The 19,059-nt window shown below is 62.3% G+C and carries 12 protein-coding genes and 1 pseudogene; 2 read left to right on the top strand and 11 right to left on the bottom strand.

Going from position 1 to position 19,059, the window contains the following annotated elements; translation table 11 throughout:
• Positions 1-9 precede the first annotated feature (9 nt).
• From L9B60_RS21060 to L9B60_RS21035, 6 genes are all read right to left on the bottom strand, one after another.
• A complete protein-coding gene (locus L9B60_RS21060; RefSeq protein WP_249672831.1) occupies positions 10-189 on the bottom strand; it encodes a hypothetical protein in 180 nt (59 codons plus the stop codon).
• Positions 190-428: 239 nt separating this feature from the next.
• On the bottom strand, positions 429-1,595 hold the full coding sequence (locus L9B60_RS21055; RefSeq protein WP_249672829.1) for a lactonase family protein: 1,167 nt from the start codon (positions 1,593-1,595) through the stop codon (positions 429-431).
• 21 nt (positions 1,596-1,616) lie between these two features.
• Positions 1,617-1,901 (bottom strand): DUF5629 family protein, encoded by a 285-nt coding sequence (locus L9B60_RS21050; RefSeq protein ID WP_249672827.1) that lies wholly within the window; start codon positions 1,899-1,901, stop codon positions 1,617-1,619.
• Between the two features lie 130 nt (positions 1,902-2,031).
• The gene (locus tag L9B60_RS21045) at positions 2,032-3,381 is read right to left on the bottom strand and encodes an MFS transporter (protein WP_249672825.1); all 1,350 of its coding nucleotides are present in this window, start codon (positions 3,379-3,381) and stop codon (positions 2,032-2,034) included.
• A 111-nt stretch (positions 3,382-3,492) separates the two neighbouring features.
• Positions 3,493-4,485, bottom strand: a complete 993-nt coding sequence (gene araD1 / locus L9B60_RS21040) for an AraD1 family protein (RefSeq protein ID WP_249672824.1) — start codon at positions 4,483-4,485, stop codon at positions 3,493-3,495.
• A gap of 21 nt (positions 4,486-4,506) precedes the next feature.
• On the bottom strand, positions 4,507-5,838 hold the full coding sequence (locus L9B60_RS21035) for an MFS transporter (protein WP_249672821.1): 1,332 nt from the start codon (positions 5,836-5,838) through the stop codon (positions 4,507-4,509).
• 171 nt (positions 5,839-6,009) lie between these two features.
• Between L9B60_RS21035 and L9B60_RS21030 the strand changes: the two genes are divergently transcribed.
• Together L9B60_RS21030 and L9B60_RS21025 are read left to right on the top strand one after the other, a co-directional pair.
• A complete protein-coding gene (locus L9B60_RS21030; protein ID WP_249672820.1) occupies positions 6,010-7,746 on the top strand; it encodes an IlvD/Edd family dehydratase in 1,737 nt (578 codons plus the stop codon).
• A 125-nt stretch (positions 7,747-7,871) separates the two neighbouring features.
• Positions 7,872-8,594, top strand: a complete 723-nt coding sequence (locus L9B60_RS21025; protein WP_249672817.1) for a FadR/GntR family transcriptional regulator — start codon at positions 7,872-7,874, stop codon at positions 8,592-8,594.
• A gap of 195 nt (positions 8,595-8,789) precedes the next feature.
• On the opposite strand, the pseudogene L9B60_RS21020 reads toward L9B60_RS21025, so the two are convergent.
• The 5 genes and pseudogenes from L9B60_RS21020 to pepN all read right to left on the bottom strand — a co-directional run bounded on the left by L9B60_RS21020 (position 8,790) and on the right by pepN (position 19,048).
• Positions 8,790-11,166: pseudogene (locus tag L9B60_RS21020) on the bottom strand (efflux RND transporter permease subunit).
• A 20-nt stretch (positions 11,167-11,186) separates the two neighbouring features.
• On the bottom strand, positions 11,187-12,230 hold the full coding sequence (locus L9B60_RS21015; protein WP_249672815.1) for a WD40/YVTN/BNR-like repeat-containing protein: 1,044 nt from the start codon (positions 12,228-12,230) through the stop codon (positions 11,187-11,189).
• A gap of 360 nt (positions 12,231-12,590) precedes the next feature.
• Positions 12,591-13,958 (bottom strand): DUF1329 domain-containing protein, encoded by a 1,368-nt coding sequence (locus tag L9B60_RS21010; RefSeq protein ID WP_249672813.1) that lies wholly within the window; start codon positions 13,956-13,958, stop codon positions 12,591-12,593.
• Positions 13,959-14,017: 59 nt separating this feature from the next.
• Positions 14,018-16,027 (bottom strand): DUF1302 domain-containing protein, encoded by a 2,010-nt coding sequence (locus tag L9B60_RS21005; protein ID WP_249672812.1) that lies wholly within the window; start codon positions 16,025-16,027, stop codon positions 14,018-14,020.
• Positions 16,028-16,390: 363 nt separating this feature from the next.
• Positions 16,391-19,048: an aminopeptidase N gene (pepN, locus tag L9B60_RS21000; protein WP_249672809.1), complete on the bottom strand. Its 2,658-nt coding sequence runs from the start codon at positions 19,046-19,048 to the stop codon at positions 16,391-16,393.
• Between the last annotated feature and the right edge of the window lie 11 nt (positions 19,049-19,059).

Below are 19,059 nucleotides of genomic sequence, written 5' to 3'. Positions count from 1 at the left end.
TGGCTGCGCTCAGTGCTGGGTTTTGTGGTCCAGGGCTGCGTAGAAGTTGGCGCTTTTCTGCAGGTACTGCTGGGTGTAGCTCTGGGCGTGGGCTTTTTGCTCGTTGATGGGCGCGTTGGCGTGGGCTGGCAGGGCCACGGTGGCGGAAACGGCAGAAGCGGCGATGATGGAGAAGAGGTTGAAGTTCATGGCGCTGTTCCTCGGATTCGGTAGGTTTGGGTGGCCGGTAAGGCCATGGATCAAACTTACGCCCGGGGTGGCTGCGCTAGAAATTCATTGGAGCAGTAGCGAATATCACCGCGATTGATAATTGCATTGCCTGCGCCCGTAGGAGGGGATTTATCCGCGAAAAAGAGCGCCGCGGTGTAGCTGATACTCCGCGGCGCTCTTTTCGCGGATAAATCCGCTCCTACAAGGGCATACAGCGATCAATGAGCCAGGAATTTCACATCCGATGGCGCATCGATGTCGAACTTCTGCACGGTCTCGCCCAGCTTGCCACTGGCCGGGTCACGCTTTAGCACCACGATCTGGTTGCTCTTCTGGTTGGCGATCAGCAGGAACTTGCCCGACGGGTCGAAGGTGAACTCGCGCGGTTCAACGCCTTCCACCGAGCGGCGTTGCAGCTCTTTCAATTCGCCACTGGCCTTGTTCACGCTGTACACCAGCACTTCGCTGGCTTTGCCGCGGTTGGTCACGTACAAGAACTTGCCGTCGGCCGAGAAGTGCAGCGCGGCACCTGCCTTGTGGTCTGCCGCGGCGCCTGCGGCCAGGTCAACCAACTGCTTGCGCACCAGGTTGCCGGTCTTGACGTCGAACACGGCCACTTGCCCGCTCATTTCCATGGTCAGGTAGGCGTGCTTGCCGTCCTTGCTGAACAGCAGGTGGCGCGGGCCGCTACCCGGGGGCAGTTGCACTGAGCCAGGCGCTGCGGCCGTCAGCGGGTGGGCCTTGTTGTTGGCGTCGTAGTGGTAGATGAACACCTTGTCGGCGCCCAGGTCTTGAACGTAGACGAAACGCCCATCAGGGCTCGACACCACCGAGTGCACGTGGCTGCTGGCCTGGCGCTCGGGGTTCACCTTGGAGGCTTCGTGGCGCTCTTGCTGCACCACGGGCTGTAACTGGCCCTTGCTGTCGATGCCCAATACCGCCAGGCTGCCGCCCGGGTCGGGTTGCACCGCGTAGTTGGCCACGAACAGGTGCTGCTCGCCCTTGGCCAGGCTTGAGAACGTCGGCTCGTCGCCCTTGGTTTCGACCTGGCTGATCTGGGTCAGGTCATGGGTCTTGGGGTCGATGGTGAAGGAACTGGCCTTGCCGACCACGTCCTTGCCGCCGGGGCCGTTTTCATTCACCACGAACAAGTGCTTCTGATCCTTGCTCAGGGTCAGCCACGAAGGGTTTTCGCTTTTGACCACCTGCAACGGCTTGGCGCCGATCTGCCCGGTCTTGGTGTCGAAGTTGTAGCGATAGATACCTTCACTGGTATTGCCCGTGTAGGTGCCGACCAACAGGTCGGCGCCGTCATGGGCCATGGCGTGGGCAGACATCAGGCCAATCGCACTGGCCAGCAACAGGGGCATAAAGGGTTTTTTCATTGTTGTTTATCCTGAAGGGAGTTACTCGTCTTCGTCCGCGTCGTCGTCATCTTTGCAGGTAAAAGCACTCATGCAGACTAGACGATGGACAGCGCCGTCATCGGAAATGTCCCAGGCTTGCCCGTCAAAACGCGCGGCGTCGACTTGGGCTGCGCTGAACCACCAGCGTTTCAGGTCACGGCCATCCACGCACTCCACCCGCAGCCCGCCGGCTTCCAGGCTGAAATCGAAGCAGTGCAGGCCATTGATCTCCAGCATGTCGCTGGTTTCTAAAACGCTGAGCAGGGTGTCGGTAACGCCGGTCATGACCATCATTCGCTTGGAGGAAAGTGCCTATGATAGCGCTAAATCGGTTCATCCCAGGCTGACTTCAGTGCTATTGACAGGCCCTCACCTGTAGGAGCGGATTCATCCGCGAAAAGTACGCCGCGGTGTCTCAGTTAGACCGCAGGCTATTTTTCGCGGATAAATCCGCTCCTACAGGGGTGTAGTAGCGCTTCGGTATGCCCCACAGGATCAACCCCACTGCCAACAGGCTCACGGCGCTGAGCAGGTACAGGGCCGGCGTGGCAGCTCCGGTGAGGTCCTTGACCCGGCCGATCATGAACGGCGCGATCACCCCGCCCAACTGCCCCAGGGAGTTGATCAGGGCGATGCCGGCAGCCGCGGCCATGCCACTGAGAAAGCGCGGCGGGATAGTCCAGAAGATCGGCATCCAGGCGATGATCCCGGCCATGATCAAGGTCATGCCCACCATCAGCGGGGCCAGTTGGCCGGCAAAACTGGCGCACAGCAGGTAGCCCAAAGCGGTCAACAACGCACAACCCGCCATGTGCCAACGGCGTTCACCCTGGCGGTCGGAGCTGCGGCCGACGGCCAGGTTGAACACCACCGCCCCCAGGTACGGCACCATGGTCAACAGGCCGATGTTTAGCGTGTCATTGACGCCGGCGGTCTTGATCAGTTGCGGCATCCAGAACAACAACCCGGTCAGCGCCATTACCAGGCACAGGTAAATGGCCGACATCACGTAGGTGGTGGGGTGCTTCCACAAACCCGCGAAAGAATGCGAGGCCTCGGTGGCGGGCTCGGCGGCCATGCGCGCCAGCATCAGCTGCTTCTCTTGCGACGTAAGCCAGGGGGCCTGCTCGATGCGATCGCTGACCAGCCACAACACCACAAAACCGAGGATAACCGAAGGAACGGCCTCCAACACAAACAGCCATTTCCAGCCGGCCAGCCCGTAGGCACCGTCCAAATGCCCCAATATCAGCCCGGCCAGCGGCCCGCCGATGATGCCACACAGGCAGATCGAGCTTTTGAAATAGGAATTGACCCGCGCGCGGCGGTCACTGGGGTACCACTGGGTAAAGAAGTACAGCACGCCAGGCACGAAACCGGCCTCCATCACGCCGATCAGAAAGCGCAGGGTGTAGAACCAGAATTCGTTCTGCACGAACATCATGCAGGCCGAGGTGATGCCCCAGGTAATCATGATGCGCGCGATCCACACCCGCGCCCCAATCTTGTGCAGGAGCATGTTGCTGGGCACTTCGAACAGAAAGTAGCCAACGAAAAACAGGCTGGCGCCCAGGCCGTAGACCGTTTCACTGAAGCCCAGGTCGCTTTGCATCTGCAACTTGGCGAAGCTGATGTTGACGCGGTCCAGGTAGGCGAACAAAAAGCACAGGATGAACAGCGGCACGATGCGCCAGTTGACCTTGCGGTAGAGCTGCTCTTCCAGGGCGTCGACGGTAGCGCTTAGCGTTGCGGTTTGAGTGGCCATGGTGCACCTCTTGTTATTGTTGGGGTGTTGCGCACAAACCCCTCCCCCCAGCCCTCCCCCAGAGGGAGGGGGAGCAGTTTTGTGCCAACCAGAAAGTTGGGCTGGGGGCAGTCAGAGCTTGCCGATACCACCCGGGGCAAACACCGCGGCACTCTCGCCCACGCCATTGACCAGCGGCTCGCCGAACTCCGCCAGGCTGATCTGGAATTGGTCGCCCGGCTGGGTGCTGATGCCGTCGGCAAAGGACAAGGTGGCGGTGCCGAAAAAATGAATGTGCACGTCGCCCGGGCGCAGGAATTGCGCGTACTTGAAGTGGTGGTACTCGAGGTTGTCGAAGCTGTGGCACATGTTGGCTTCGCCGCTCAGGAACTCCTTCTCCCACAGCACCTGGCCATCACGCAGGATGCGGCTGGTACCGGCCAGGTGCTCGGGCAGGTCACCCACCCGCAACTCCGGGCCGTAGGCGCAGCTGCGCAGTTTGGAATGGGCCAGGTACAGGTAGTTCTTGCGCTCCATCACGTGGTCGGAGAACTCGTTGCCCAAGGCAAAACCCAGGCGGTAAGGCTGGCCGTCGTGGCCGATGACGTACATCCCGCCCAGCTCAGGTTCTTCGCCTGCGTCTTCGGCAAAGGGCGGCACCGGGAAATCGGCGCCGGGGCGCACCACGATGCTGCCATCGCCTTTATAGAACCATTCCGGCTGCACGCCAGCAGTGCCGGGCGCAGGCTTGCCGCCTTCCAGGCCCCACTTGAAAATGCGCATGCTGTCGGTGACAGCCGCTTCTTCGCCCACCTGCTGGTGCATCTTGTCGCGGGTGGCCGCACTGCCCAGGTGGGTCAGGCCGGTGCCGGTCACCAGCATGTGCGCCGGGTCCGGGTGGTCCAGGGGCGGCAGAATGCGTTGCTCATCCAGCAACTGCCGGTAATCGTGGTTGGCTCCCAGGCCCAGGGTGTCGACGTGGTGCGCCAGGCGAGTGCCGGCCTTGATGGCCGCCAGGGCCAATTCGCGCACGCTGGTGGCGCCCTGCACTTCGTGCACGTGGCCGTCGTTGACCAGGCCAACCCGGCGTTCGCCGTTGTTCAATTCAAACTGTACTAGACGCATGGCAGATCTCTCCTTGGCAAATCAGGAACGGGCGCCGGGGTGCGCGCTGCGCGCACTGGCGGCAAATTGCTCGGCCGGCAGCACGTGGCGGCGCTCCAGCAAGCGGTAGACGACGCCGGTCAGCAGCAGGCCGAACAGCATCACGCCGGTGAGGAAGTACAGGCCGCTGGACAGGTTGCCGGTGTACTCCTTGAGCGCACCAATCACGAACGGGCCGATGTAGCCGCCCAGGTTGCCCACCGAATTGATCAAGGCAATACCGGCGGCGGCACTGGCGCCGGCGAAAAACCGCCCGGGCAAGGTCCAGAACACCGCCGTGCAGGAAAACAGCGCGAAGGCCACCAGGCACAACGCTGCCAGCTGCAGCACCGGCACACTCAACCAGGCACTGAGGAACAGGCCTGCCGCGCCCAGCACGTAGAGCACGGCCAGGTGGCCATAACGGTCATTGAGGCGGTCGGAGCTGCGCGGCACGATCAACAGGCCAACGATGCCGAAGATGTACGGCACCGCCGAAACGAAGCCGGTGGTCAGGTCACTGCCGCCAAACTGCTTGATCAGCGTCGGTAGCCACAGGCCCAGGCCGTAGATGCTCAGGGTGACCGGCAGGTAGAACAACGCCAACAGCAACACGCGCGTGTCTTTGAGGGCATGCAGCGGGTTGCCGTGGCGGGTCTGGCCGTAGGCGTCCAGGTCCTTTTGCAGCTCGCCGGCCAGCCAGTCCTTTTCCGCTTGGCTCATCCAGCTGACGTTTTTCGGGCCGTCGGGCAGCCAGCGCAGTACCGGCCAGGTCAGCAGGATGGCCGGGGTGCCAATGGCGATGAACAGCCACTGCCAGCCGTGCAACTGGAGGATGCCATCCATGCCCAACAGGCCACCCGACACGGGGCCGGTGACCATCATGGCGATGGGTTGCGAAAGGATGAACAGGCCCAGGATCTTGCCGCGGTGGCGCACCGGGAACCACTGGGTGATGTAGTACAGCACGCCGGGGAAGAAGCCCGCCTCGGCCGCGCCCAGCAGAAAGCGCATCACATAGAAGCTGTTGGGCCCCTGCACGAAAGCCATGCCGATGGTGATGGCACCCCAGGTGATCATGATGCGCGCAAACCAGCGGCGGGCGCCGAAGCGGTCGAGCATCAGGTTGCTTGGGATCTCCAGCAGGAAGTAGCCGATGAAGAACAGCCCGGCGCCCAGGCCATAGGCCGCATCGCCAATGCCGATGTCGCTGCCCATGTGCAGCTTGGCGAAGCCCACTGCCGAGCGATCCACGTAGGCCACCAGGTACAGCAGGATCAGAAACGGGATCAGTTTGAGGGTGATGCGCCGTATAAGCGCAAGTTCCTGGCTCATGGGAGTGGTCTCCGATTGTTGTTGTTATGGAACCTCCAAGGATCATGCTGCCCTCGGTTGCGACCGACTATATAGTATTACTATTTAGCGAACAACCTCTTCACAAGACGCTCGTTTAGGCCTATTTTAGCCTTCAGAAACGCTATTAAGTCTTACAATAAGAGAGCGACCATGTCTGATAAGAAACCTACCCTGCGTTCGGCCCAATGGTTTGGTACCGCCGACAAGAACGGCTTTATGTACCGCAGCTGGATGAAGAACCAGGGCATCGCCGACCATCAGTTCCAAGGCAAACCGATCATCGGTATCTGCAACACCTGGTCGGAGCTCACCCCCTGCAACGCCCACTTTCGGACCATCGCCGAACACGTCAAACGCGGCGTGATCGAGGCCGGCGGCTTCCCGGTGGAGTTCCCGGTGTTTTCCAACGGCGAATCCAACCTGCGCCCCACCGCCATGCTCACCCGCAACCTGGCCAGCATGGACGTGGAAGAAGCCATCCGCGGCAACCCCATCGACGGCGTGGTGCTGCTCACCGGCTGTGACAAAACCACCCCGGCGCTGTTGATGGGCGCGGCCAGTTGCGACGTGCCGGCCATCGTCGTCACTGGCGGGCCGATGCTCAACGGCAAGCACAAGGGCAAAGACATCGGCGCCGGCACCATCGTCTGGCAAATGCACGAGTCCTATAAGGCCGGGCAGATCAGCCTGGACGAATTCCTCTCAGCCGAAGCCGGCATGTCGCGCTCGGCCGGCACCTGCAACACCATGGGCACCGCCTCGACCATGGCCTGCATGGCTGAAGCCCTGGGCACCTCCCTGCCCCACAATGCCGCAATCCCGGCGGTGGACTCGCGCCGCTACGTGCTGGCGCACATGTCGGGCATGCGCGCGGTGCAGATGGTCAATGAAGACCTGCGCCTGTCAAAAATCCTGACTAAAGAGGCCTTCGAAAACGCCATTCGCGTGAACGCCGCCATCGGTGGTTCGACCAACGCGGTCATCCACTTGAAAGCCATTGCCGGGCGCATTGGCGTAGACCTGGAACTGGACGACTGGACCCGTATCGGCCGCGGCACCCCCACCCTGGTGGACCTGCAGCCGTCCGGGCGCTTCCTGATGGAGGAGTTCTACTACGCCGGCGGCCTGCCCGCCGTGCTCCGCCGCCTGGGCGAAAACAACCTGATCCCGCACCCCGAAGCCCTGACCGTGAACGGCAAGAGCCTGTGGGCCAACGTGCAGAACTCGCCCATCTATGGCGACGACGAAGTCATCCGCGCCATCGACAACCCCTTGGTGGCCGACGGCGGCATCTGCGTGTTGCGCGGCAACCTGGCCCCGCTGGGCGCCGTGCTCAAGCCATCGGCCGCCACCCCCGCGCTGATGAAGCACCGTGGCCGAGCCGTGGTGTTCGAGAATTTCGACGAATACAAGGCGCGCATCAACGACCCGGAACTGGACGTGGACGCCAGTTCTATCCTGGTGATGAAAAACTGCGGGCCCAAGGGTTATCCGGGCATGGCTGAAGTCGGCAACATGGGCTTGCCAGCCAAGCTGCTGGCCCAGGGCGTGACCGACATGGTGCGTATCTCGGATGCGCGCATGAGCGGCACCGCCTACGGTACCGTGGTGCTGCACGTGGCGCCGGAAGCGGCGGCCGGCGGGCCTTTGGCGGCGGTGCAGGAAGGTGACTACATTGAGCTGGACTGCGCGACCGGGCGCTTGCACCTGGACATCAGCGACGCCGAATTGGCTTCGCGGCTGGCCGATATTCAGCCGCCCAAGCACAATTTGATCGGTGGTTACCGGCAGTTGTACATCGACCACGTGATGCAGGCCGACCAAGGCTGCGACTTTGACTTCCTCGTGGGTTGCCGGGGGTCGGAGGTGCCGCGGCATTCGCATTGACGGGGGGTGAGTTTTTCGCGGATAAATCCGCTCCTGCGGGGGCGGATTTAACCGCGAACCGCCACGCCGCGATTTACCCGATGCTATGATCGCGCCCATCATTGCTCAGGACCGCCCCCCTCCCCATGGACTACCGCAAACCCTCCGACCGCAAAAGCATGCACGCGCGCATTGTCCAGGACATCGGCATGCAGATCGTCTCGGGCCAACTCAAGCCCGATGACCGCCTGCCGGCCGAAGCGTTGTTGTGCGAGGAGTACGCGGTCAGCCGCCCGGTGCTGCGTGAAGCCACGCGGGTGCTGGTGGCCAAGGGGCTGGTGTATTCCAAGCCGCGGGTAGGCTCGGTGGTCAAACCACGGCGCGACTGGCATCTGCTCGACCCGGACGTGCTGCATTGGCTGATGCAAAGCTCCCCGCAAAACGAGTTCTTCGCCCTGCTGACCAGCGTGCGGGCCATCATCGAACCGGCCGCCGCCGCCCTCGCCGCCCAGCACGCCACCCCTGAAGACATCGCCCTGATCGGCGAAGCCTACCAACGCATGGAGGCGGCGCCCAACCCGGACGCCTTGCTGCAACCGGACCTGGATTTCCACAGCCGCATTGCCGACGCCACCCACAACGACCTGCTGGCACACCTGTGCAACATGCTGTCATTGGCGCTGCGCGAAGCGCTGAAGCACTCCAACCAACGGCCCAACCTGCATGAACTGGCCATGCCACGGCACAAGGCAATCTTGACCGCCATCGAAAACCGCGACGCCTTGGCGGCGCGGCATGCGACCTTGGTGCAGTTGGATGATGCGAGGAATGCGCTGGGGATGGTGTTGGGGCAGGAGTTGGGGATATAGATCGGCGGCGCCTGCTTCGCGGATGAATCCGCTCCTACAGACAAATAGTGTGGCTGGGGTTTTCTGGCGTCCATTCGCAAGCAAGCTTGCTCCCACAGTTGCAGGCAATGTGGGAGCAAGCTTGCTTGCGATAGGCCAACACGGTGAATCAGGCATTCCGTGGCGCGGGCTTCGCGGATGAATCCGCGAAACCGATCAATGGGCGAACAGCGACTTGCTCTGTTTGCCGGCCATTTTCTCCGGCTTGATCAGGAACCGCGCCAGCGCCGGTAGCAGCCACAGCGCACCGAACATGTTCCACAGCAGCATGAAGGTCAGCATCAGGCCCATGTCGGCCTGGAACTTGATGGCCGAGAAGATCCAGGTGCACACCCCGATCGCCAGGCACAGGCCGGTGAACAGCACCGCCTTGCCGGTGGATTTCAGGGTCTGGTAGTAAGCCTCTTGCAGCGGTAGCCCGGCCCGCAAAAAGCTTTCCAGGCGGCTATAGATGTAGATGCCGTAGTCCACGCCGATACCCACGCCCAGGGCCACCACCGGCAAGGTCGCGACCTTGACGCCGATGCCCATGAAGGCCATCAGCGCGTTGCCCAGCACCGAGGTCAGCACCAGCGGCAGCACGATGCACAAGGTGGCGGCGAACGAGCGGAAAGTGATCATGCACATCACCGCCACGCAGATGTACACCAGGACCAGGATGGTCAGTTCGCTGGTCTTGATCACCTCGTTGGTGGCCGCCTCGATGCCGGCGTTGCCCGCCGCCAGTTGGAACTCCAGGCCTTCGTGGTCGTGGGTCTTGGCGAAGTCCTTGACCGCCGTCACGGCGCGGTCCAGGGTTTCGGCCTTGTGGTCGTTGAGGAAGATCAGCACCGGTGCCAGCGAGCAGTCACCGTTGTACAGGCCGTCGGCGCGGGCGATAGAGCTGTTGAGCACGTCGGGGTTGCGCGACAGGGTTTCCCATTTCAGGTTGCCCTCGTTCATGCCCTTGATCATCTGTTTGGAGAAGGTCACCAGGGAGATCGCCGACTGCACGCCCTGGGTGTTGTTCATCTTCCACATCAGTTCGTCGATCGGCGCCATGGTGTCGTAGGCCGAGCAGCCCTCGGCCTTGGTTTTCACCATGACCACCAACACGTCGGAGCTGGTGGCGTAGTTATTGATGATGAACTGGTTGTCCAGGTTGTAGCGCGAGTCGGGGCGCAGCTCCGGCGCGCCTTGGTCCAGGTCGCCGATCTTCAGGTTGTGGCCGTACCACAGGCCACCGCCCAGGGCCAGCAGCGCCAACACCACCGACACCGGCGCCACCTTGGGGCTGGCGAAGTTGGACAGCGCACGCCAGAACGGATGCTCGCGCACCGCGTCTTTTTTGCTGCGCTCGATGGCGCGCTTGCTGATGCCCACGTAGGAGATCGCCACCGGCAGCAAGATCAGGTTGGTGAACACGATCACCGCCACGCCGATGGAGGCGCCGATCGCCAGCTCGCGGATCACGCCGATGTCGATGATCAGCAGGGTGATAAAGCCCACGGCATCGGCCAAGATGGCGATCCATGCCCGGCAAAAACAGCTGCCGGAAGGTGCGCCGCGCGGCGGTCAGGGCGTTGTCGGCATCGCTGGACTGCAAGGCGATGCCGTTGATTTTCTGCACGCCGTGGGAGATGCCGATGGCGAAGATCAAAAACGGCACCAGCATCGAATACGGGTCCAGCCCGAAGCCGAAAAAGTGCATCAGCCCCAGCTGCCAGACCACCGCCACCAGGGTGGTGCTCAACACCGCGACGGTGCTGCGGATGCAGTGAGTGAACCAGTACAGCAGCACCAGGGTGATCACGAAGGCGACGCCGAAGAACATCACCACCATGATCAAACCGTCGATCAGGTCACCGACCTTCTTGGCGAAACCGACGATGTGCACCTTGATGTTGGGGTTTTGCGCCTCGAACTTGCTGCGGATCTTGTCTTCCAGGCTGTGGGAAAACTTCTGGTAGTCCAGGTGTTCCAGTTTGCCCTGGTCATCGGGGTTGGGGTAGGTCTCCAGCAGCGGGAACTCGATGATGCTCGACTTGAAGTCGTTGGACACCAGCCGCCCCACCTGGCCGGACTTGAGGATGTTGTTGCGCAACAGCTCCAGGCTGTCGGGCGAACCGTCGTAGCTTTGCGGGATGACCTCGCCACCGGCGAAACCGTCCTCGGTCACCTCGGTCCAGCGCACGCTGGGGCTCCACAGCGACTTCATGCCCGAGCGGTCGACGCCGGGGATGTAGAACGCCTCGTCGTGGATCTGGCGCAAGGTCTCCATGTAGTCCTTGTTGAAGATGTCGCCGTTCACCGCTTCCACCGAAATACGCACGGTGTTGCCCAGGTTGGCCAGGTCGTTGCGGTGCTCCATCATCTTCTCGATGAAGGGGTGCTTGAGCGGGATCATTTTCTCGAAGCTGGTGGAGGGGCGGATCAGCGTGGCCTGGTAGAACAGGAAACAGCTGACCAACAGGCAGATCAGGATCACCCAGGGGCGATTGCTGAAGATCAGGCGTTCAAGGAAGGTGGCCTTGTCCTGGTGGTGTTGATTCATCGAAAACTTCTCCCGGCTGGTCATTGTTGACCTACCTGTGGGCCGAGGTCGGCACCTTTGGCGTCCGTGCTGCGTACCCCGCCCTGGCCTGCCAGGATCAAGGTACCGTTGGCACCGCCGGTGACGGCAGACAAGGAAAGGCGGTCGGGCCGGTTGGCCACGCTGAAGGTCAGCCCATTGTCGTCACTGCGTAAGATGCTGCCGCTGTTGCCCACCAGCACCAGGCCGCCATCGGCCAGCAGGGTGCCGCCCGAGAGGCTGAATTCCAGCGGGCCACGGGGGCCCTTGAGCTGGACTTTTTCCCAGCTGTCGCCAAAATCGGTGGAGCGAAACAGGTTGCCGCGCAGCCCATAAACCAACAGCGTGCGCGCCTGGGCGGTGCCGATGACACCAAACAGCGAGCCCTCGTACGGGCCTTGCACGCGCTCCCAGGTTTGCCCCCAGTCGGCGGAGCGGAACAGGCTGCCCTGTTCGCCGACGATGAACAGGCCCGCGTCCTTCACCGCGCCAATGGCGTTGAAGTGGAATTGGTCTTCGTTGGTAATGCGCGCGCTGGCGTCTTCCCAGTGCTGCCCCCCATCGGTGGTGGCGAGCAACTGGCCGTAGGCGCCCACGGCAAAACCATTGCTGGCGTCCTTGAACCACAGGTCCAGCAAGGGCGCTTCGCGCTTCTGGTCTTCATACTGTTTGGCCCAAGTGGCGCCGCCATCGCTCGTGGCGAGGATCAGCGCGTCATGGCCCACCGCCCAACCGTGCTTGTCGTCGGTGAAAAACACCGCCGTGAGCAGTTGCCGGGTAGGCACTTTGGCTTGGGTCCAGGTATTGCCCTGGTCATCGGAAAAAAGGATGTGGCCGCGGTCACCGACCGCCACCAGCCGGTTACCGGCGTGAACGACATCGAGCATCAGGCTGCGGACCGCCTTGGCTGACTCGATGGAAAAAGTGTCTGCCTCTGCGCCCGCATCCAGGGCGGCAGCCGGCGTGATCCAGAGTGCGCTGCACAGCGCGAGCCCGGTCGACAGTGCCACCCAGCGGGGCGCCATCAGCGGGCGTGTGACGCCCATTACCACTGCAGGCCTATGACCCATTGAGCTCTCCCGATTTATTTTTATTAGATCAGCTCTGCTCCGGGAAGCTGCCAGTAACCTGGCCAAGGCCGGCGTGACCGCCTGAAACCTGCACTCTAGAGCCCCGCGGAAGCTGACCTATCCTATCCAGCTTTGGAAACGCCTGACAACGCGCACGACGTTATCTTTTGTTAACACAGCCTGCGCCCTACGGCTGATCCAACCTTGGCAAAGCCCGGCAACGGCGCTGCCGCAACCGGCCCAGAGCGCTCGACGAAATCGCCCCGCGCCTGGGCCTGCGGCAGGCACCGCCTCAGGCTGAATATACCCCCATCATCTGCCCTGATCGGCAATCGATCAACGCGTGCCCTGGCGACGCAAGGCCGCTGGGGTGAACTCGCCGACATCCGGCACCGGCTGGTCGAAGGCGATGGTGTTGGGCTCTTCGTTGTCCAGGTTCTGCACGTGGTAACGCCGCGCCTGCAGGTCGTGGTACACGTCCAGCGCCGACCAGGTGGTGGGCAACTCGTAGAAGTTTTTCAGGTAGCCCATGGACACCCGCCACAATTCGCCACGACCGTCGTATTGGTCGACCACCGCGGCCTGCCAGCTGTCTTCGTCCAGGTACAGCCGGCGCTTGGAATACAGGTGCCGGGAGCCTGGCTTGAGGGTGCCCTCCACCACCCACACGCGGTGTAACTCGTAACGGGTATGGGCCGGGTTGAGATGGCCGACCTGCAGCAGGTCCTGGTATTTCACCGTGGGGCTGGTGACCCGGTAGTTGTTATAGGGGATGTAGATTTCCTGCTTGCCGACCAGCTGCCATTGGTAGCGGTCGGGCGAACCGTTGTACAGGTCGGTGTCGTCGGCGGTACGCAGGCCGTCGGCCGCGGCGATCGGCGTGTCATAGGCCAGGCTCGGCGCCCTTCTCACCCGCCGCTGCCCGGCGTTGTAGGCCCAGGCCTGGCGGGCCTCCTTGAGCTGGTCGATGGTTTCATGCACCAGCACCGCGCCACCGGCCAGGCGCGCCGGGCTGCGGGTTTGCGACAGGTAATAGAAGAGGATGTTGTTGTTCGCAGGGTCCGTCAGTTTCGGGTCATAGAAGCGGAACAGGCCTTCCTGCTGGGAAATGATCGGCAGGAAGCTGCCATTGCGCTGCACCGCCACCTCGGCGCTGCGGCGGATCACATAGGTACCCCGGTAGCGGGCGATATGGTTCCACACCGCCTCCACGCCGCTTTGCGGCAGCGGGAACGGAATGCCGCCGCTGGCCCCGACAAAGCCACTGCCGCCCTCGGTCAGTCGCGCGCTGGCGGCGTTCTGGCGGGTGTTGTCATAAACCCATTGCGGCGCCGCGCCACTGCGCCGGGTGGTGTAGATCGGCATCTGGAAGGTGTTTGGGTAGGCCGCGAACAGTGCCAGTTGCCCGGGCGTGAGTTGATCCTTGTACTGCGCAAGGTTGGCCTGAGTGATGGTGAACAGCGGCTGGTCGTCGGGGTAAGGATCGACGTGATGGCTGCCAGAGCCCTTGTACCCCGCCGGTGCCTGGGTAAGGCCGCCGGTCCAGGCGGGGATGGTGCCGGCGGCATTGCCAGCCTGTTCCGCGCCAAGCGGGGTGAGCACGCTGCCCAGTTGTTCGACACCGCGGGTGTCGGCGGCCTGGGCTTGCCAACTGGTGGCGGCCAGCAACAGCGCAAGGCTGGTGAATCTGAATCGGTTGAGCATGGGTGCGCTTCCTGATCAAGCCGGGCCCGCCCCGCCAGCGGCGTGGGGGCCGGTGGCGGTCAAAACGAGTATTTGATGTTCATGCCAATGTTGTCGCGATCGCGTATGGCGTTGCTCTGCCCGGCGCCGTAGAACTCGGTGTACTGCACCTCGCCTTCCAGGCGGTTCTGGTAGCTGGCCTTCATGCCCACCGAGTAAGCCTTGCGGCCTTCGATAAAGTTGCCGGTCTGGTGCGAGTTACCCTTGAAGTCGTCCTTGTAGGTGATGAAGGGCGACAGGTTGATCCCGGCGAACACGTCGTTCCAGTTGCCGATCAGCATGACCGTGGCGCCAAAGGCATTGCGTGAGATCTGGTCGCTGTCCTTGAAACCTGCCACATAGCCGCCATTGGCGCGGCTGGAGTAATACCGGCGGGTACCGTCGAAGGCGGTGTAGTGCAGGCTGCTGCCACGCAAGTGCTCGGAGGCCACCTCGGCCACGGCAGTCAAGCCGTCGAAACCGACCATGGGGCCGAAGTTGTAGAGGGTGCCCAGCGATGCGTTGAACATCTCTACCCGTTCGCTGCTGCGCACTGTGTCGCCCAGCTTGACGTGCTGACCGCCAATATTGACCGTTTGCCCCGCCGCCAACTGAGGCGCCTGGACAAACAGGTCGTTGAGCAAGTCAGCGGTAGTGGCTTGGCCAATCACCATGTTCGGCCGATAGGTCAACTCACCGAACAGCGAAGCCTTGCCCAGGTTGGTATTGAAACTGGCGCCGAGCATGCGGATGTCTTCGGCGTAATCGCGCCGGCCGCGCACCTGGTTGGCCACGTCGAGCGTGGCCAGGCCGCCCACCGCCTGGTTCAGGGATGCCTGGTAGGCCTGCGCCAGCGGGCCGTTGGGCGCCGCTTGCAGGGCGGCTTGCAACTGTTGCACGCTGATGCCGGCGGCACTGGCGACGCTCTGCTGTATGCCCGGCGCGGCGGCGGCGGCCAACTGCTGCATGTCCAGCCCCTTGTACGCCCCGAGGTCGGCGTGAATGGTCGGCTCCTTGGCGTGGTAGTTGACGAAATAGAAGCCGAATTCGGTGGCGTTGAGCTGTTCGGCCACGTAGCGCATCGCCAGGCCGAACTGGCCGTCGTTACGCGCGTTGATGTCCGGGCCAATAGAGGCGACCTTGAGGTTGCCATTGGCATCCACGCCCTTGCCGCCCTGCAGCCCGCCCGCGCCGATGGCGCTCAGGCCGCTGTACAGCGCATTTACCGCTGACAGTTGCGGCAACGCCGCGTAGGCCGAATCGCCGCCTTTGGCGAACAGATCGGTTTCGGAGAAAAAGGTACCAACCGGATCGATGTCGGTTTCGTGCCACTTGAACTGGTAGAAGGCTTCCAGCGACAGGTTGTCGCTCAGGCCCAGGCTGAGGTTAAACGCCTCCACTGGCTTGAGCACCTCCTTGAGCTCCGAGCCTGGCAGGCGGAATTTGCTCGCGTCGATGGGGTTGGTGGTGTTCACGCCACCGCGATAGAACATGCCCTCGCCCCAGTTGAACACTTGCCGGCCCAGGCGGCCGCGCACCGGCATGTTGCCAACATCCCAGTCGCCATAGACGTAGGCATCAAGCAGTTCGGCGTTGCGCCCGGCGTTTTGCCGGGTGGCATGGCTAAAGCGATTGTCCCTGGGTGCATTCTGGCTGGGCTGCGCGGGGTTGTTATTGTGATAGTAGTCATTGCCCCGGTCCATTATCTGCGTGTCATAAAACGCCGTGCCGCGCAGGAATATTCCGTAGTTCTTATAGGAAGCACCTAACTCACTGGTGATCTTATAGACCTCCGATACCAGCCCCGGATCAAAGTTTCGATTACCATCATTGATATTGACGTCATCGTTGGTTTTATCCCGCCCTTGAGTACGCCACAACTGCCCATAGGATACCGTGGTGTCCAGCGAGCCTTTGATTTCATCCTCCAGAAAACTGAATTCCACTGCCGATACCGGCCCGCACGCCAGCAACGGCAGCAAGCCCGCCAGGCCAAAGCCCGCCTTGGCTGGAGCAAGGCGCAGGCGTGCCCTGACTGATTTGATCCCCATCGTCATTCTCCCTGTTTAATGTGGCAGCGCAGGGGCAATTGCAACCCGGGTGCCAAACAGGGAAATAATCAGGGAGAAATATAAGCACACACTTAAATACGGGGCATGACTTGGCAGTCAGGCGCAAAAAATACAATTAAAGGCGCACATCAATCAAAAACCACTCAAGTTCTGAATCAACGCATAAAAAGAGACAAGCAAAAACTTGTAACTGCATAGTTTCGGAAGTTTCCGAGGCCCTTGTAAGACTTTTTAACCAGTAACAAAAAAGGTGTTACCTGCAAGTAACAGGTAACACCTTTTAATAATGCGGTGCCTGCTTCCCAGGCACACCTGGGAAGCAGGCACCACCGCCCTCATGGGTTACGCCAAGCTCTTGCTCACCACTTCGTACACATCGCTGGACAGCTCACCGGAAGCCAAAATGCGCTCCAGTTCGCCTTTCATCAGCGCCTGGCGGGCGCCGTCGTACTTGCGCCAGCGTGTCAGGGGCGACAGTTGGCGCGAAGCGATCTGTGGGTTCAGCGCGTTCAGGCGGATCACCAGGTCTGCCAGGAAGCGATAACCCGAGCCGTCGGCGGCGTGGAAGTTGATCAGGTTCTGCTGGGCAAAGGCACCGATCAGCGCACGCACCTTGTTCGGGTTCTTGAAGTTGAACGCCGGGTGCTCCATCAACGCCTGCACCCGCGCCAGGCCGCCGGGCATCGTGCTGCCGGCCTGTACGCTGAACCACTGGTCCATCACCAACGGGTTGTCCTTGAAGTTCTCGGCGAACACCTCCAGGGCCTTGGCTCGCTCGGCGCTGAAGTCGGAGTTCACCAGCACGGCCAGCGCGGTGAGGCGCTCGGTCATGTTGTCGGCGGCGTCGAATTGCTCAAGGGTGGCAGCCACTACCTCTGGCTTGCCGCTGAGCATCAGGTACGACAGCGCGATGTTCTGCAGGGCGCGGCGGGCAAAGTGTTCGGCCTCGGCGACGTACTCGGTGCCGCGTGAGATCGCCCGGTTGGCCTGGTAACGTTGCCACAAGGCATCGAACAGGCTGTCGGCCAGTTGCTGGCGGGCGAATTCGCGCGCCGCGTGGATGGCGTCCACATCGGCCACTTCGCTGATTTCGGTGAGGTAGGCTTCGCTGGGCAGCGAGAGCATCTCGGCGACCATGGCCTGATCCAGTTGCGCGTTGCCGAGCACGCTGGCCAGGGCCTTGACCAGGCGTTGATCGAGCACCAACGGCCGGCCGGCCTGATGCTGGGCAATCAATTCCTGCAACACCGCCACCGACAGTTGCTGGCCGGCATCCCAGCGGTTGAAACCATCGCTGTCGTGCTGCATCAGGAACATCAGTTGGTCGCGGCTGTACGGGAAGCTCAGCTTCACCGGCGCGCTGAAACCGCGCAACAACGACGGCAACGGCTGGGCCGCCACGTCGACGAAGGTGAAGGTCTGCTCGGCCTCTGTCACCGAGATCACCCGGCTGGTGCCCGCAGCAGCGGCTTCGCCTTGCAGGCGCAGGGGGATGTCCTGGCCGTTGGCGTCCAGCAGGCCCAAGGCCACCGGGATCACGAAGGGCAGTTTCTCGACCTTGTCCGGGGTGGCCGGGCAGCTCTGGCGGAACGTCAGGCTGTAGGTCTTGGCGGCCGCATCGTAGCTTTCGCTGACAGCCAAACGCGGCGTGCCGGCCTGGCTGTACCAGCGCTTGAACTGGCTCAGGTCAGCGCCATTGGCATCTTCCATGGCCTTGATGAAGTCATCGCAGGTCACGGCCTGGCCGTCATGGCGTTCGAAGTACAGGTCACTGCCCTTGCGAAAGCCTTCGGCGCCCAGCAGGGTGTGGATCATGCCGACCACTTCGCTGCCCTTCTCGTACACGGTCAGGGTGTAGAAGTTGGAGATCTCGATGAAGCTGTCCGGGCGCACGGCATGCGCCATGGGGCCGGCGTCTTCGGCAAACTGGTGGGTACGCAGGTAGGCCACGTCCTGGATGCGCTTGACCGTGGCCGAGTTCATGTCGGCGGAAAAGCCCGAATCACGGTACACGGTGAAGCCTTCCTTGAGCGACAGCTGGAACCAGTCGCGGCAGGTGACGCGGTTGCCCGACCAGTTGTGGAAGTATTCGTGGGCCACGATCGCCTCGACCCGCTGGTGCGCGGCGTCGGTGGCGGTTTCGGCGCGGGCCAGCACGGCGCTGGAGTTGAAGATGTTGAGGCCCTTGTTCTCCATGGCGCCCATGTTGAAGTCGTTGACCGCGACGATCATGAAGATGTCCAGGTCGTACTCGCGGCCATAAGTCTCTTCGTCCCAGCGCATGGACTTCTTCAGGCTGGTCATGGCGTGCTGGCACTTGTCGATGTTTTCTGGCTCGACGTAGATGCGCAGGGTCACTTCACGCTCGGACATCGTGGTGAACTTGTCTTCCACGCACCACAAATCACCGGCCACCAGCGCGAACAGGTACGCCGGCTTCATGAACGGGTCTTCCCAGGTCGCCCAGTGCCGGCCGTCTTCATCGGGCCCGCTGGCGATCGGGTTGCCGTTGGACAGCAGCACCGGGTAGGCATGCTGGTCGGCGCTGACCGTGGTGGTGAACTTGCTCATCACGTCCGGGCGGTCGAGGTAGTAGGTGATCTTGCGAAAGCCCTCGGCCTCGCACTGGGTGCAGAACATGCCGCTGGACTTGTACAGGCCCTCCAGCGCCGTATTGGTCTCGGGGTGGATGCGCACGCTGGTGTCCAGGGTGAACGCGGCGGCCTTGGGTTGCACGGTCAAGTGGCTGTCGGTGAGGGTGTAGTCGGCGGCAGCCAGTTCGGCGTCGTCCAGGCTCACGTTCAGCAGTTCCAACTGCTGGCCGTCGAGCACCAGCGGCGGCAGGCCGGCGCCGCAGGCCGGGTTGCGGCGCATCACCAACTGCGCGTGGACCAGCGTGTGGTCGTCGTGCAACTCGAAGGTCAGGTGCGTCTCGTCGATCAGGTACTCGGGCGCCTGATAGTCTTTCAAGTAGATCATTTTCGGCTGTTCGGTACGCATGCTGACATCCT

This window comes from Pseudomonas abieticivorans (assembly GCF_023509015.1).
In the GTDB taxonomy this organism is placed as follows: Bacteria; Pseudomonadota; Gammaproteobacteria; order Pseudomonadales; family Pseudomonadaceae; genus Aquipseudomonas; species Aquipseudomonas abieticivorans.
This window is presented reverse-complemented; position numbering and strand designations above follow the sequence as displayed.

Bases quoted from the DNA above. Each gene is read 5' to 3' on its own strand.
- L9B60_RS21060 (WP_249672831.1), bottom strand. From the start codon at position 189: ATGAACTTCAACCTCTTCTCCATCATCGCCGCTTCTGCCGTTTCCGCC.
- L9B60_RS21055 (WP_249672829.1), bottom strand. From the start codon at position 1,595: ATGAAAAAACCCTTTATGCCCCTGTTGCTGGCCAGTGCGATTGGCCTG.
- L9B60_RS21050 (WP_249672827.1), bottom strand. From the start codon at position 1,901: ATGACCGGCGTTACCGACACCCTGCTCAGCGTTTTAGAAACCAGCGAC.
- L9B60_RS21045 (WP_249672825.1), bottom strand. From the start codon at position 3,381: ATGGCCACTCAAACCGCAACGCTAAGCGCTACCGTCGACGCCCTGGAA.
- araD1 (WP_249672824.1), bottom strand. From the start codon at position 4,485: ATGCGTCTAGTACAGTTTGAATTGAACAACGGCGAACGCCGGGTTGGC.
- L9B60_RS21035 (WP_249672821.1), bottom strand. From the start codon at position 5,838: ATGAGCCAGGAACTTGCGCTTATACGGCGCATCACCCTCAAACTGATC.
- L9B60_RS21030 (WP_249672820.1), top strand. From the start codon at position 6,010: ATGTCTGATAAGAAACCTACCCTGCGTTCGGCCCAATGGTTTGGTACC.
- L9B60_RS21025 (WP_249672817.1), top strand. From the start codon at position 7,872: ATGGACTACCGCAAACCCTCCGACCGCAAAAGCATGCACGCGCGCATT.
- L9B60_RS21015 (WP_249672815.1), bottom strand. From the start codon at position 12,230: ATGGGCGTCACACGCCCGCTGATGGCGCCCCGCTGGGTGGCACTGTCG.
- L9B60_RS21010 (WP_249672813.1), bottom strand. From the start codon at position 13,958: ATGCTCAACCGATTCAGATTCACCAGCCTTGCGCTGTTGCTGGCCGCC.
- L9B60_RS21005 (WP_249672812.1), bottom strand. From the start codon at position 16,027: ATGGGGATCAAATCAGTCAGGGCACGCCTGCGCCTTGCTCCAGCCAAG.
- pepN (WP_249672809.1), bottom strand. From the start codon at position 19,048: ATGCGTACCGAACAGCCGAAAATGATCTACTTGAAAGACTATCAGGCG.